This window comes from Rheinheimera sp. B2H12, from assembly GCF_059620065.1.
Window position 1 is genome coordinate 4112307 of the sequence record NZ_CM184363.1, and the last position, 15029, is coordinate 4127335.

General features: G+C 48.0%; 18 protein-coding genes. 5 read left to right on the forward strand and 13 right to left on the reverse strand.

Features of this window, described 5'->3' with window-relative positions:
* Nucleotides 1-70 precede the first annotated feature (70 nt).
* On the reverse strand, nt 71-460 hold the full coding sequence (locus tag AC53GJ_RS17725) for a MerC domain-containing protein (RefSeq protein ID WP_496729686.1): 390 nt from the start codon (nt 458-460) through the stop codon (nt 71-73).
* A gap of 155 nt (nt 461-615) precedes the next feature.
* Between AC53GJ_RS17725 and AC53GJ_RS17730 the strand changes: the two genes are divergently transcribed.
* Nucleotides 616-924 (forward strand): prephenate dehydrogenase, encoded by a 309-nt coding sequence (locus AC53GJ_RS17730; RefSeq protein ID WP_496729688.1) that lies wholly within the window; start codon nt 616-618, stop codon nt 922-924.
* Between the two features lie 191 nt (nt 925-1115).
* Nucleotides 1116-1421 carry a hypothetical protein gene (locus AC53GJ_RS17735; RefSeq protein WP_496729690.1) on the forward strand — a complete coding sequence of 102 codons (306 nt, stop codon included), beginning with the start codon at nt 1116-1118 and terminating at the stop codon, nt 1419-1421.
* Nucleotides 1422-1477: 56 nt separating this feature from the next.
* Here the strand turns inward: AC53GJ_RS17735 and AC53GJ_RS17740 are convergent, their stop codons facing one another.
* Nucleotides 1478-2011, reverse strand: coding sequence for a DUF3016 domain-containing protein (locus tag AC53GJ_RS17740; RefSeq protein WP_496729691.1), 534 nt, complete (start codon nt 2009-2011; stop codon nt 1478-1480).
* Between the two features lie 190 nt (nt 2012-2201).
* Complete coding sequence (locus tag AC53GJ_RS17745; protein WP_496729693.1) at nt 2202-2783, reverse strand: TetR/AcrR family transcriptional regulator; 582 nt, start codon at nt 2781-2783, stop codon at nt 2202-2204.
* Between the two features lie 121 nt (nt 2784-2904).
* On the opposite strand from AC53GJ_RS17745, the gene AC53GJ_RS17750 reads away from it, so the two are divergent.
* Together AC53GJ_RS17750 and suhB are read left to right on the forward strand one after the other, a co-directional pair.
* On the forward strand, nt 2905-3459 hold the full coding sequence (locus tag AC53GJ_RS17750; protein ID WP_496729695.1) for an HPP family protein: 555 nt from the start codon (nt 2905-2907) through the stop codon (nt 3457-3459).
* Between the two features lie 143 nt (nt 3460-3602).
* Nucleotides 3603-4406, forward strand: coding sequence for an inositol-1-monophosphatase (gene suhB, locus AC53GJ_RS17755; RefSeq protein WP_496729696.1), 804 nt, complete (start codon nt 3603-3605; stop codon nt 4404-4406).
* Nucleotides 4407-4461: 55 nt separating this feature from the next.
* Here suhB and AC53GJ_RS17760 read toward each other — a convergent pair whose 3' ends face one another.
* The 6 genes from AC53GJ_RS17760 to queA form a co-directional block, all read right to left on the reverse strand.
* On the reverse strand, nt 4462-4830 hold the full coding sequence (locus AC53GJ_RS17760; protein ID WP_496729698.1) for a rhodanese-like domain-containing protein: 369 nt from the start codon (nt 4828-4830) through the stop codon (nt 4462-4464).
* Between the two features lie 78 nt (nt 4831-4908).
* Nucleotides 4909-5850 carry a protein translocase subunit SecF gene (secF, locus tag AC53GJ_RS17765; protein ID WP_496729700.1) on the reverse strand — a complete coding sequence of 314 codons (942 nt, stop codon included), beginning with the start codon at nt 5848-5850 and terminating at the stop codon, nt 4909-4911.
* 10 nt (nt 5851-5860) lie between these two features.
* Nucleotides 5861-7711: a protein translocase subunit SecD gene (gene secD, locus AC53GJ_RS17770; RefSeq protein WP_496729702.1), complete on the reverse strand. Its 1851-nt coding sequence runs from the start codon at nt 7709-7711 to the stop codon at nt 5861-5863.
* A gap of 28 nt (nt 7712-7739) precedes the next feature.
* On the reverse strand, nt 7740-8081 hold the full coding sequence (gene yajC, locus AC53GJ_RS17775; RefSeq protein WP_496729704.1) for a preprotein translocase subunit YajC: 342 nt from the start codon (nt 8079-8081) through the stop codon (nt 7740-7742).
* 31 nt (nt 8082-8112) lie between these two features.
* Nucleotides 8113-9261: a tRNA guanosine(34) transglycosylase Tgt gene (gene tgt / locus AC53GJ_RS17780; RefSeq protein ID WP_496729706.1), complete on the reverse strand. Its 1149-nt coding sequence runs from the start codon at nt 9259-9261 to the stop codon at nt 8113-8115.
* Nucleotides 9262-9382: 121 nt separating this feature from the next.
* Nucleotides 9383-10417, reverse strand: coding sequence for a tRNA preQ1(34) S-adenosylmethionine ribosyltransferase-isomerase QueA (queA, locus tag AC53GJ_RS17785; protein WP_496729708.1), 1035 nt, complete (start codon nt 10415-10417; stop codon nt 9383-9385).
* A gap of 208 nt (nt 10418-10625) precedes the next feature.
* Between queA and AC53GJ_RS17790 the strand changes: the two genes are divergently transcribed.
* Nucleotides 10626-10853, forward strand: a complete 228-nt coding sequence (locus AC53GJ_RS17790; RefSeq protein WP_496729710.1) for a hypothetical protein — start codon at nt 10626-10628, stop codon at nt 10851-10853.
* Nucleotides 10854-10927: 74 nt separating this feature from the next.
* Here the strand turns inward: AC53GJ_RS17790 and AC53GJ_RS17795 are convergent, their stop codons facing one another.
* The 4 genes from AC53GJ_RS17795 to phoU form a co-directional block, all read right to left on the reverse strand.
* Nucleotides 10928-11854 (reverse strand): hydrogen peroxide-inducible genes activator, encoded by a 927-nt coding sequence (locus AC53GJ_RS17795; protein WP_496729712.1) that lies wholly within the window; start codon nt 11852-11854, stop codon nt 10928-10930.
* Between the two features lie 254 nt (nt 11855-12108).
* Nucleotides 12109-13380 carry an inorganic phosphate transporter gene (locus AC53GJ_RS17800; RefSeq protein ID WP_496729714.1) on the reverse strand — a complete coding sequence of 424 codons (1272 nt, stop codon included), beginning with the start codon at nt 13378-13380 and terminating at the stop codon, nt 12109-12111.
* Between the two features lie 19 nt (nt 13381-13399).
* Nucleotides 13400-14074: a TIGR00153 family protein gene (locus AC53GJ_RS17805; RefSeq protein WP_496729716.1), complete on the reverse strand. Its 675-nt coding sequence runs from the start codon at nt 14072-14074 to the stop codon at nt 13400-13402.
* Between the two features lie 155 nt (nt 14075-14229).
* A complete protein-coding gene (gene phoU, locus AC53GJ_RS17810) occupies nt 14230-14940 on the reverse strand; it encodes a phosphate signaling complex protein PhoU (RefSeq protein ID WP_496729718.1) in 711 nt (236 codons plus the stop codon).
* Nucleotides 14941-15029 lie beyond the last annotated feature (89 nt).

The window sequence follows — 15029 nt, forward strand, 5'->3', positions numbered from 1 at the left end:
ATTTAGCTTCAGATGAAAAAAAACACCGAATTCGGTGTTTTTTTTCGTTTTCTGGTCAGCCAGACTGAGGTTAATGCTTGTCGCAGCTATGGCATTGATTGCATAACCGCATATTCAACACATGCGCCAATACCACAAAAGCAGCGCCGACAATCAGAATGTAATGTTCGTATTCGTGGCCTAATGAATCTTTTTGCCAGTAAATAAAACCACCTAAGAATAATGAATAAAATGGGTACAATTTACGGTGATAACGATGAAAACCAGCAAAAATAGTAATAAAACCCAGCACCATGGTAATTAATAACACAATACGTTCAAAAGCATGGTTATGCACAGAGGACAGACCCAATAATGGCAATACTGGCAGCAGCACAGGCAACATAATGCAATGAATTGCACAAAGCGATGTGACAGCAATTCCTACTTTATCCAGGGTATTGCGGATGTTACTGAGCATAAAACGACACCGGCCAGAAAATGGAATGAGATGATATAACAAATCTGGCAACTTGAAAACAGTTTCGGTGTAAAATAGCGGGCTGGCAACCAGCCTCATGCCAGCCGTTAGCGGCTATTTATGGCATAATGACCACAAAAATATGCGAGATTTTTATGGAACAATTACTGAATCAATTAGATGCTAACTTAAAAGAGCTATACCGCAAAGCGCTGGATGCAGACGCAGTGCTGGATGAATTACAGCAACAGGGCCATGCCAAACATCAGGCGATATTTCCAGCCGACCAGTTATTCCAGGTGCAAAGCCCAAGATTTATGCCGTATTTATCCGAAACAGCTGAGCAAGTATCGGCGATCCGGCAAACCCAACAATTTAATACCGCCACTTTGGAGCTTGTAGTCAAACAATTACAATTACTGCATAAGACACTGCATGAATTTAAAGCTGTGGTGGCAAAATAGCCTATACTCAGTGAGTTTATGACTGATTGAGCAGGCTGTTGCCGATAGATTGGGCACTTGGTGTCCAACACTTGGTGTCCAACACTTGGTGTCCAACACTTGGTGTCCAACTGTAATCAGTTGCTGAACCGTGCTGCCATGCTGTGTATTGAGTGTATTCACCACAGACACAGTTTGGCTGAGGAGGCAGAATGATGGTATTTCCAGCCAACCGGGATGTCACTTCCAGTAGTGAATCACAGGTATTGCGTTATAGCACGGCCAGAGATAAAGCAAATCCGGATCAACATCAACTCAGCCACCAAGCAGCGACCAGCCTGCTCAATGGCGCGCCTGAAATCAGCACTCAATTGCAATCTTTGTTGCCTGATAATCAGCAACAACAGGCCAGTGATACGGTGCGAGTCAGTAGTAGCTTGGGAAAAGCTGCATCCAGTGGCATGTTGAGCAAAGAAGAAGCATTGGCGATTTATCAGAAAATAGCCGCTTTTTTATAGTTAACTGGCGAAGGCGGATCAGTTGAAGCGCTGAACTTCCTTGTCCTTCATGCCTGTTATTGCGCTGTTGCCGATGGTACTTTAGTCAGGATCTCTTTTTTGAACCACTTCTTCAACATTTCATGTTCATAATGAAACTCGCGATTCATCGCGCCAATAGTCGAAGAGTTCATAAAACCCATATCCTGAATTTTAACATCGCTGCCGCGGGCAATTTCCTGTTGTTGCGGTCCTGTCAGCACATAATCCAGTTTCACTCTGGGGATATAGATATCTTTGATCACCCGGATATCACTATGGTTGGCGCGATACATCGGATTGACATCACCGGCCAGATCCACATCTGTCATCACAACGCTGAGTTGATAACCAGCCGGTAAATCATCCGCAAATTTGTTCCACATTTTATCAAAGGCCGTGATCACCTTTTGCTGATAACGTTTTTTGCTTTCTGAAGATGGCCTGATATCGGTAAACTTTTCCGGCGTCTGCCAGCTCACTTTAATCTGACTTTGAGTTGCAGCTCCGGTAGTAGCCATAGCTTGAAAGCTCAAGGCCGCGGCAATCAATACAGCAATGGTGTTACGCATGGTTCTACTCCTGAGGTTAACCCAGACCGCTAAAAGCGGCGTGGGATTTTTTAACTGTGCTAACTATAACTCCTGTGTTGAATGCTTGCAGTCGTTATTTGTCAACTGTTGTCTCGATATGTAACCTGACACTTTACATAAATTTACCAGCTATGCCCGCCCTATTCAGCACCACTTCAGCCTTGCGCTGCTATGTCTGTGCTTTGCTCGCGGCAACCGGACCCAGTATCCACTCTGCCATCGCCAGATAATGGGCTTCGGCAGCTAACATGCGAAATTCTGCGCTGATAATCATGCCTTCAACTAAGGTCAGTAACATTGCCGCTTTGCCTTCAATGACTGATTGCGCTGTATCTGGCGGAACTGCTTGCTTCACTAAATCGAACAGCCATAATTTCAACCAGACTTTATGAGCTCTGGCTTGCACAGTCAACTCGTTATCTGACAGCTTAAATTCAGCAACTGCATGCATAAACATACAGCCATAAAATTCAGACTGGGCAAACCAATCAAAATGCCAGCGCAATAATGCAGCAACTTTCGCACTGGGCGTTTGCGCAGCCTGAACCGCCTGCATCATGGCGTCGACAAATCTTTGATGGCGCCTGCACAACACGGCGCTAATCAGTTGATGTTTTGCACCAAACAGCCGGTACAGGCTGGTTTTGGAGACGCGTGCCTGTGCTGTAATCAAGTCAACCCCAACTGCGGTATAACCCTGTGCATTAAAAAGCTGTTCGGCAATGTCGAGAATTTGCTCGCGGGTCTGCATATCACACCTAATAATCTTGGTATTGCACAATATGGTACAGATCTGTACCATCATCTACAATACCAGCACAGCGTTACAAGACGCTGATATACAACAACAGACAAGCCAAAGACAGCACAGCATGAAACAAATTAAAACCAGACTTCGTGGTGGCGGCACTTTACCGGCCCAGCCGCAGCGACACCAACTACTACTGGGTTTACTGGGTAGCTTTCTCAGCATCCTGCTCCTGCAATGGCTGAGCAACTATACCAGCGACAATTGGCTGATCGCCCCATTTGGCGCAACTTGCGTACTACTGTTCGCCAGTCCACAATCACCTTTTGCCCAACCCCGCAACGTCATTGCCGGCCATCTGATTGCTGCGTTCATCGGTTTGTTATGCATTCAATTGCTTGGCCACACAGCACTAACCATGGCACTGGCCGTCAGTCTGAGCATAGTATTAATGCAAGCCTGGCGCGCTGTGCATCCGCCAGCAGGTGCCACGGCTTTATTGCTGACGCTGACAACCCCCGGCACTGTTGGTTATGAATTTATCCTGACTCCGGTGTTATCAGGCAGCGTGGCGCTGGTGCTGATTGCAGCAGTCTGTAACAATCTCAGCTCACCGCAGAATTGGCCATTATACTGGTTTGGCCGCAAAACGGCAGCGCCAGTTAAAACTGACAACTGAGTTTCAGTTGCGTTACGCGCCGATTTTAACTTTTGTCAGCTTCTGCATTGGCTGATCACGAAATAACCTTTACTTTTTTTGCTCAACCGCTACAATACGCGCCGCTCTTTTGACTGTTCTTTATACAATAAGGTAATCTCTCTATGCATCCGATGTTAAACATCGCTGTTCGTGCTGCGCGTGGCGCAGGCAATATTATCGCCCGTGCTTGTGGCCAACTGGATATGGTCCAGTCAATTCAAAAAGGCACCAACGACTTTGTCACCAACGTTGACAAAGAAGCCGAACAGGCCATCGTCAATATTCTGCGCAAGTCATATCCTGATCATGACATCATCGCGGAAGAAGGTGGTGAATACAGCAATAATGGCAGTGATTACCAGTGGATCATCGACCCGCTCGATGGCACCACCAACTTTATCAAAGGCATTCCTCATTTTGCCGTGTCTATCGCACTGCGCTACCGTGGTAAGTTAGACCAGGCGGTTATTTTTGATCCATTACGCGGTGAAGTGTTTACCGCCAGCCGTGGCGCTGGTGCCCAGCTGAATGGTCGTCGTATTCGCGTCACCTCAATGCCGGATTTAGGCGGCACAGTGCTGGCAACAGGTTTTCCGTTTAAACATAAGCATCATTTGGACGCTTACACCGAAACTTTTAAAACCTTTTTCACTGAAGCTGCTGATATCCGTCGTACCGGTTCAGCTGCGCTGGATCTGGCTTATGTGGCGGCCGGCCGCTTTGATGGTTTCTGGGAGATTGGCTTAAAACCATGGGATACCGCAGCAGGCGAACTGCTGGTGCGTGAGGCCGGTGGTTTGGTCAGCGACTTTGTCGGTGGTAACAACCACATGAAGAGCGGCAATATCGTGGCAGCCAGCCCGAAAGTGTTGCAAGCTATGCTCAAAGGCATGCGCCCGCATCTGACTGATTCTTTGATGAAATAAGCTATCTTTTGACAGAAAAAAGCCCTGCTGTTACTAGCAGGGCTTTTTTATAAGCTTAAGGTTTTTCCACCGAAAAACCGGCTTCCAGCCAGGCAGTATAACCCCCAGCCAGACTCCAGACATCGGTATAGCCCATTTTTTGCAGCATATCGGCAGCCAGTGCCGAACGATAGCCACCACCACAATACAACACCAGCGTTTGCTGTTTATCCTGCACAGCGTTTTCGATATCCCGCTCGATAATACCTTTGCCCAGGTGCATGGCCTGCGGTAAGTGGCCCGCCTGCCACTCCCGATCTTCCCGCACATCTATCAGCACTGAGGGCACCTGATGCTGGGCAAACTCAGCAATACTGATTTCACGCACCCGGCTTTTAGCGTCATTCACCACAGCCAGAAAGCCTGCAGTATGTACTTTACTCATAAGCTTCTCCTTAAAATTCAATCTGTCTGGCTTGCAACAGCCGAAAAAAAGCCAGTCAATTGACTGGCTTGTTAGTACTCAAACCGAAGGGGTCCCCTCGCCTTCTTTTTCAATCACGGTTGGCATCAAATCTTCACGACTTGCTCCCAACAATACGGCGATTGAGCTGGCGATATAGATCGATGAATAAGTACCAATAGCAATACCAAATAACAGTGCCGTGGCAAAACCATGGATCATCGCGCCGCCCATAAAGAACAGCACGATCAGCGTTAACGCTGTGGTAAATGACGTCATGGTCGTCCGGCTTAAGGTCGACGTAATGGCTTCATTGACGGTTTCATCAACTGTGGCATCGCGCATTTTACGGAACATCTCGCGGATACGGTCAAACACAACGATGGTATCGTTGATGGAATAACCGATCAGCGCCAGGATCGCAGCCAGCACTGTCAGGTCAAATTCCAGCTGGAACACTGAAAACAGACCCATGGTAATGATCACATCATGTAATAATGACGCCACTGCACCTACAGAAAAACGCCATTCAAACCGGGCTGCCACATAAAGCAAAATAACAACAAGCGCCGCCAGTACCGCCAGAAAACCATCTTCCTTCAGTTCGTCACCGACTGAAGAACCGACGATATCGACTTTGCGAACTGTGACAGGGGTTTCAGCTACAGTGTTCAGTGTTGTTAGCACCTGCTCGCCAATCGCTTTTTGATCCAGCTCCTGGCGTGGTGCAATCCGGATCATCACGTCTTGGCTAGTACCGAAATAAGCAACCTGGGCATCGGCAAAGCCATTCTCAGCCAAGGCATTGCGTACTTTGTTTAAATCGGCTTGCTGCTCAAATTTGACTTCGATCACTGTCCCGCCGGTAAAGTCTAAGCCCAGATTCAGCCCTTGTGTAAACAGGCTGAATAATGAACCCAGTACAAGTACGGTCGACAACAGAATGGCCGGAACTTTCACTTTCATGAAATCAACAGCTTTGGTGAACTTAAATAGTCTCATTGTGCTCTCCTCAGACCGGCAGTTCAGAGCCGCGACGCTGGCCCCAAATCAGATTAACCAGTACCCTGGAAACCAGTACTGCGGTGAAAATTGAGGTACAAATACCCAACGCCAGTGTAACTGCGAAGCCTTTAACCGGACCAGTACCAACACCAAACAGGATTAAGGCGACCAGTAAAGTGGTCACGTTCGAGTCGGCAATAGTGGCAAAAGCCCGATCATAACCTTCGTGGATCGCATGTATTGCGGAACGCCCTTCAGCTAACTCTTCCCGGATCCGTTCGAAAATCAACACGTTGGCATCAACTGCCATACCAACTGTCAGCACGATACCGGCCATGCCAGGCAACGTCAATGTTGCACCCGGCACCATCGACATAATACCAATCAGCATCACTAGGTTAGCTGCCAGCGCAATGTTGGCAATCACACCAAACCATTTATAGTAAATCACCATAAAGACCAAGACCGCGATCATGCCCCACATAATAGCAGACAGGCCTAGATCAATATTTTCCTGACCCAGGCTTGGACCAATAGTGCGTTCTTCCACGATCAAAATAGGGGCAATCAGCGCACCGGCACGTAATAACACCGCCAGATTCTGTGCTTCACCCGGCGCATCTAAGCCCGTGATCTGGAAACTACGACCAAGACGAGCCTGAATAGTGGCCACACTGACCACTTCCTGCTTCTTCTCCATAATGGTTTTACCGTTGGCATCTTTTTTATCGGTTGGTTTGTACTCGATAAATACCGTCGCCATTGGTTTACCAATCGCATCTTTGGTGCCAGCCGACATCGAATTGCCGCCTTTGGCATCCAAATCAATACTGACGCGTGGCCGACCATTTTCATCATAACCGGCATTAGCCCCTACGATATGGTTACCGGTTAACATGACGCGTTTTTGCAGCACCACCGGGTTACCGTTGCGGTCATAAAACAGTTCCGCTGATGGTGGTACCCGACCTGCCAGCGCACTTTGCACATCGGCAGTTTCATCCAGCAGACGGAACTCCAGTGTAGCCGTGGCACCTAAGATTTCTTTAGCACGTGCGGTATCCTGCACACCTGGCAGTTGCACCACAATGCGCTCAGCACCCTGGCGTTGCACCAAAGGTTCAGCAACACCAATAGCATTCACTCGGTTACGGATAATAGTGATGTTTTGTGCTACCGCATCTTCGCGCAATGCTTTTAACCGCTGCTCGCTGAAAGAGGCAATCAGGGTATTGTCATCTCCCTCATTAAAGGTCATATCCTGATCTTTTTTGCTCAGTGCGGCCTTCGCAGCAGCAACATCTTCAGCAGTCCGGAAACGGATGACGACTTGTTGCTTCAGCAAATCAGCCGTCACACCACTGTAACGGATTTTCGCTTCACGCAAATCGGTGCGGTAAATCTGCACCAAATCGTTGACGTTTTTGTCCATCGCAGTTTTCATGTCCACTTCCATCAAAAAGTGCACACCACCACGTAAGTCCAAACCCAATTTCATTGGTGAAGCACCAATACCAGCCAGCCAGGCCGGAGTCGCAGGTGCCATGTTCAGCGCCGTAACATAATCCTGGCCAAGCTCAGCCGCAATCACTTCACGGGCTTTGAGTTGATCTTCAGCACTACTGAAACGAGCCAGGATCTGACCGTTCTCCAGTACCACACTTTTCACTGCCAACTGATTTTTTTGCAGCGCTTGTTCCAGCACTGCCACTTTATCAGCAGACACTTCAGCACCACGAGTCGCACTGATTTGTAACGACGGATCTTCCGGATAGATATTGGGTAGTGCGTAGATCATTGAGACCGTAAGCACCACCACGACCATCAGGTACCGCCAGATTGAATTCTGGTTTAACACTTTTGATTCCCTTTCATCGCTACTGCGCTTACAGTGATTTCAGCGTGCCTTTTGGCAACACCGCACTGATTGAACCCTTTTGCACTGTGACTTCAGTTGTATCGTTCAGCGCAATCACCACAAAGTCTTTATCATCCGCAATTTTGCTGATGCGACCAACCAAGCCACCGCCTGTCAGCACTTCATCACCTTTGGCCAGTGCAGACATCAGGTTTTTATGCTCTTTCATCCGTTTGGCTTGTGGCCGGTAGATCAGGAAATAAAAAATCAGACCAAAAGCCACCAGCATGATGATCATATCCAGACCACCGCCAGGTTGACCTGCAGCCGGAGCTGTTTGGGCGTGTGCTTGCGAAATAAATAAACTCATGGTTGTCCCCTTAAATTAAAAAATCAAAATATTATGCTTGTTCAGTGCTGGTCAACGGCGGTAAAGCATCCAGCGCTGGCACTTCTTTATCACGGCGCTGATAAAAATCAGCCACAAATTCATCCAGCTTACCTGCTGCGATAGCAGTCCGTAAACCTTGCATCAATTTCTGGTAATGATGCAGGTTATGGATAGTGTTAAGCCGGGCCCCCAGGATCTCGTTGCAGCGGTCCAGATGGTGTAGATATGACCTGGTATAATTTTTACAAGTGTAACAGTCACATTCTGCGTCCAAAGGCGCAATATCGTCTTTGTATTTTGCGTTGCGGATCTTCACCACACCATTATTGACGAATAAATGACCATTTCTGGCATTGCGGGTTGGCATTACGCAGTCGAACATATCAATACCACGACGGACGCCTTCGACCAGATCTTCTGGTTTACCAACGCCCATCAGATAACGCGGTTTATGCACCGGCATCTGATCTGTGGTGTGATTGAGAATTTTGATCATCTCATGCTTTGGCTCACCGACCGATAACCCCCCAATGGCATAACCGTCAAAACCAATCTCTTCCAAGCCTTGCAGTGACACATCACGCAGATTTGGATACATGCCGCCCTGGATAATGCCAAATAACGCTGATGGGTTATCCCCATGCGCATCTTTACTGCGTTTTGCCCAGCGCAGCGACATTTCCATCGACTTTTTCGCTTGTTTCTCCGTCGCCGGATAAGGCGTACATTCGTCGAAAATCATCACGATATCCGAACCCAAGGCCGCCTGAACTTCCATCGAACGCTCTGGCGTTAAAAAGATTTTTTCACCATTTAGTGGTGAACGGAAAGTGACACCTTCTTCTTTAATTTTGCGCAATTCACCCAGGCTAAACACCTGAAATCCACCGGAGTCGGTCAGGATCGGTTTATGCCACTGCATAAAATCGTGCAAATCACCGTGTTTTTTGATGATTTCAGTGCCCGGGCGTAACATCAGATGAAAAGTGTTGCCCAAACAGATCTCGGCACCTGTGGCAGCCAATTCTTCCGGCGTCATGCCTTTGACAGTGCCATAAGTTCCCACTGGCATAAAAGCCGGCGTTTCCACCACGCCACGGTCAAAGATCATCCGGCCACGGCGGGCCTTACCATCTGTGGTTAATAATTCAAATTTCACAAAAACCTCGTTGCCGGAAAAACAGTCCAGCCTGATAAAAAAACCGGCCCGATTGTAGCAGAGAAATAGCAGGAACCCTACCCTTTGCCAGCCGACAAGCTGTCGGCCGGCAGGCAGAAACTCAGAGGATCAGCATGGCATCGCCATAAGAGTAAAAGCGGTATTGCTCAGCAATCGCGGTTTGATAAGCGTGCATCACATAATCGCGGCTGCTAAACGCCGATACCAACATAATCAGTGTCGATTCCGGTAAATGGAAATTGGTGATCAAACCATCCACCACCTCAAACTGGTAACCCGGATAGATAAAAATGCGGGTATCGCCGGCAAAGGGCTGTAATGGCTGACCCTGCGTTTTGGCAAATTGCGCAGCCGACTCCAGCGAGCGTACCGAGGTGGTCCCCACAGCAATCACTCTGTTACCTCTGGCTTTACAAGCCTGCACTGCTGACACCACCTCAGATGGCACTTCGATGTATTCAGCATGCATCTGATGTTCAAGCACGTTGTCGACCCGCACCGGCTGAAAGGTGCCAGCGCCGACATGCAAGGTGACAAAGGCAAATTCCACCCCTTTGGCGGTTAAGGCATCTAATAGTGGCTGATCAAAATGCAAACCTGCGGTTGGCGCTGCCACTGCGCCTGGTTTCTGGTTATAGACGGTCTGATAACGTTCGCGGTCTGATGCCGCATCAGGCCGGTCAATATAGGGTGGCAGTGGCATATGCCCCAATCGTTCCAGCATAGCCAGCACAGGTTCGCTGCCCGTTACTCTGATTTCAAACAATTCGCCATGGCGCTGCACCATTTCTACTTCAGCGTCGTTTTCCAGCAACAGCAGCGCACCAGGTTTTGGTGCTTTGCTGGCACGCACATGCGCCAGAAATCGCTGTTCATCCAACAACCGCTCGACCAGCACTTCGACTTTGCCGCCGGAAGCTTTCTGACCAAATAACCGGGCCGGAATCACTCGGGTGTTGTTAAATACCAGCAAATCGCCAGGCTCAAGCGCCTGTAATACATCGGTGAAATGTTGATGTTGCAATTCGCCATTGCTGCGGTTGAGCTTTAATAATCGACTGGCTGAACGCTCAGGCTGGGGATAACGGGCAATCAGCTGCTCTGGCAGCTCAAAGGAAAAATCGGTACGTAGCATAATGAAGTCCGCTTTACTGACAAACTAATGGGAGCGGCATTGTAAAGGTATTAGCCAGCGAACTCAAAAACATCAGCCAGCCAAGCAAAACTTTGCAGCAAATTGCTCCGACCAGCGGTAATTAAGCAAAAACTGTTATTTATTTCAGCGCAATCTGAATTATACTCAGGCGGCAACACTGGCAGGACGTCAGTACAAAGGAGTAAAAATGGAACTTTGGTTTGCGGTCGGTATTTTCACAGTCAGTCTGATTATTCTGAGCTGGTATTGTTATCAACTGGCGCAGGAGAAAGGCTATCAGCCCTGGTTGTTTGCGCTGTTGGGCTTGCTCCCTGTCATCAATTTCTTTTCATTATTGCTGCTGTATTTACTGCCGGATAAGTTTGCCGCTGAGCACCAGCTCTATTTCAGCAAATCCAGACAAGGCCGCTGGTGAAGAGCTTGGTGCGCAACTGCGGCAAGGCGCTGCAGTGCACACCAGAAACTCGCACCGACTTGATTGCAAAACCGTTAGTTACTCACCGGCTCTGGACATTTTTGTTGTAACACCGCGGCAATCAAATCAGCCATCAAGCGGTAACTGCGCGCCTTGGTTGACGTTGGTCGCCAGGCCACCCCTATGTCGCGATAAGCTGCAGCACTGCTCGGAGCCTGACTGACCAATTGCGTACCATCCAGCAAACCACTATTAATTGCCATCTGCGGCATAAAAGTGACCCCCAGCTTGTTGTTCACCATTTGCGTCAAGGTGTGCAAACTGGTGGCAAAAAATGGATTCACCTTGCGGGAGTCTTCCAACTCACAGGCTTTCACCGCATGATTGGTCAGACAATGCTCGCGCTCCAGTAAAAAAATACTTTCATCCGGCCACTGACTGATATCCTGGCCAAAACCACGATCAAGCCAGTCCTGGTGCAACACCAGCTTAAAGCCGTCCTGCGCCAAAATTTCAGTATGAAAAGCGCCGGTTTCATAAGGCAGCGCTAATAACACCATATCCAGCCGACCTTCCGCCAACGCATGCAGCGAATTATCGGAGGTATCTTCGCGCAACAATAACTGCAATTCCGGATACATCTGACGGCAAGACGCCATCACTTCACTCAGCACAAAAGGCGCGATGGTTGGAATACAACCGAGTCGGAATGGTCCCGTCATCGGCTTGCCCTGATGCCGGGCAAAGTCGGTCAGCTCTTCACATTGTTCAATGATGTAACGCGCCTGTCGCACCACATCCTCACCCAGTGGGGTAAAGATAAAGGTTTTATGATCACGCTCCAGCAATTGCGCGTTCATGGTGTCTTCCAGATTGGCAATAGCGGCACTGAGCGTTGACTGTCCGATATAACAGGCATCGGCAGCCCGGCCAAAATGCTGATGTTCATGCAGTGCCAGCAAATACTGGAGCTGCTTAATACTGGGCAGTCTTTTCATCATTATTTCCGTTAAAAATTCTGGTTTCTAGCTGTATTAGCGATGAATTGATGCTAGTGGAGAAGCGCATCGGCGGCAAGAAAAAAGTTGTTTTTTGCGATAGCAGGATAAAATAATCACATAACTGGCTTCGGCTCACCAACGCCTGCCAAACATATCAAGCGAAAGTCTGTGAGCAAAAAAATACACCCGCTAAAGCGGGTGTGTTTTTTAAAAACCTAATAGTAAGGCTTTGACTAACAAACTATAAACCAGCTTTACAGCATCTCCATGATACCTTTGATCATAAAGAAGAAGATGATTGATAAGAATGCACCAATAGGTAAGGTAACCACCCAGGAAATAAAGATATTCCGGATCACACCCAGATTCAGTGCGGCAATACCACGTGCCATCCCCACACCGAGCACTGCGCCGACCAAAGTCTGCGTGGTTGAAATCGGCAGACCTAAACCAGATGAAATCACCACTGTACTAGCAGCAGCGATCTCAGCTGCAAAGCCACGACTTGGCGTTAAGTGAGTAATATTAGAACCAATAGTCTGGATAACGCGGGCACCAAAGGTCATTAAACCAATCACAATACCCACAGCACCTAACGGCAGGATCCACCAGTCCAGTGCAACTTTATCCAACACCTGACCACCAGACTGGATCACACCAACCACTGCAGCCAATGGGCCAATTGCATTCGCAACATCATTTGAACCATGCGCAAATGCCATACAACAAGCAGTGAAAATCATCAGAATACCGAAGATTTTTTCCACATTATTAAAATGCATTTCTTTATCAGCATTCGGGTCAATTTTCAGTCGGCTGATGGCAATTTTACCAATAGCACCAACGGACAATGCAATAGCGACGCATAACAGCAAACCTTCAGTGTCCGTCAAACCAATACCAACGTGTTTCAGACCTTTGGTAACAGTAACAAAAGACATCATAAAAGCGGCAAACACCATATAAAATGGCACGAACTTTTTCGCATTTGCCAGCGGATTATCGGTATCAAAAATCAGCTTTTGTGCACTCATAAAAATCAGGTAAGCCAGAATACCAGATAGCATTGGGGTCACGACCCAACTGCCAACGATACCGCCAACTTCGTCCCAGTGCACAGCATGCATACCAACACCAACGGCACCAAAACCAATGATGGCACCAACGATAGAATGGGTGGTCGACACAGGCCAGCCAAAGTAGGTTGCAACCAGCAACCAGGTACCAGCGGCCATCAGTGAGGCAATCATACCGTATGCCAGCAGTTCAGGCACTGCGGCGAAAATCTGCGCATCGACAATACCGCTGCGGATCGTAGATGTCACCTCACCACCCGCAAAAAATGCGCCGGCAAATTCGAAAATAGCAGCGATAATAATCGCTTGTTTAATGGTCAGCGCTTTTGAACCTACTGAGGTCCCCATCGCATTGGCGACGTCATTTGCACCAACACCATAGGCCATAATAAAGCCAAACACTGCAGCTACGACCAGCAAATAAAAGCCGTATTGAGACAAAATTTCCATGATTTAACTACCCTGAGAATTAACGAGCTAACATGATTTCAAGACGCGAACCGACCCGCAGGGCCGTGTCAGCTAAATCGCCAACCCATTCCAGCGTACGATACAGGAACATCACATCAACCGGGTTTAACTCAGTTTCTGCTTTACGGACATACTTGCGCAGACTGATCTGCATCTGATCGGTGTCATATTCGATTTCATCGATTTTTTCCACCATTTTGATCACCAGATCGACTTCACGACCACGGAAGCCGGTTTCCAGTAATTCATCTAATTCATTAATCGCTTCACAAGCCAGCGTGACAGCATCAATACAACGCTGCAAATAGGTATGAAATTCAGCCTGAATAGGTGCCGGAATTTCTAACTCACGCCCCAGTACCCGACCAGTAATATCTTTGGCTTTGTTGGCAATTTTATCCTGTTGCGATACCAGCTCCAGGATATCAGTGCGATCTACCGGTAAAAATATCCCGCGTGGTAAATGGATCCGGATATCACGTTTTAACTTATCGGCGTCTTTTTCCAGCGCCACAATGGTCTTCCTGACTTCCGCAGCGGTATCCCAGTCTTTGTTGTACACAGCAGCGAAAAACGGCAGCAGCTGTTCACTTGCGGTTAATACTTTGCGTATATGCTCTTCAATCGGCTTGATCGGTGATTTTGCGAATACAGCCAAAAATGCACTTGGCATAAGTTTGCCTCTTGGTTTTAAGTGGACGAAAGTCGGCGCGCATTGTACTGCAATCCCCCATGAATAAAAACGGATTCTGGCAGTAAAATAACAAAACCTGGCTGAATTTTAGTCAGTCCAGGTGCTTTTGCCGTGTTTTTTTGCCGCTTCAGCTATCAACTGCGCGCATTTTGCTCCAGGCTGTCTTCATCGCTGTGTCGTACATCTTTGCCTTTGACAAAAGAAATCACATACTCAGAAATATTTTTGCAACGATCGCCAATCCGCTCTAAAGCTCTGGCCGACCACAACACATTCATAATTTTTGGGATAGAACGCGGATCTTCCATCATATAAGTCATCAACTGCCGGGTGATAGCTTCATATTCTCGGTCGACTTTTTTATCTTCTTTGTAAACAGCTAACGCCGCTTCCACATCCATCCGGGCGAAGGCATCCAGCACATCATGTAACATTTGCGCGACATGACGCCCCATGTTTTCCAGGCTGACCAGCAAATCCTGCTGAGCACTGTTAAAAGACTCCAGCGCTACTTTCGCAATCCGTTCTGCTTCATCGCCGATCCGTTCCAGATCAGAAATTGCCTTAATGATGGCCATAATTAAGCGTAAATCACTGGCTGCAGGCTGGCGCTTGGCAATAATACGGGTACATTCGCCATCAATGCGGATTTCCCATTCATTAACTTTTAAATCGGTGGCAATCACCTGCCGCGCTAAATCGGCATCACTCTGCGCTATGGCTGTCAGAGCATCCGACAACTGCTGTTCGATCAAGCCCCCCATTGCCATTACATGGTTGCGGATCTGTTCAATTTCTTCATTAAACTGACTGGAAATATGTTTTGTTAAATTCAGCTTATCCATCGTGGACTCCTGTGTATTCGCTTAGCCGGCACCAGGTGCCTCTATTGTCCCGCTACGCAGCAGCGCACTGCTGCGGCATGTTCACCCTT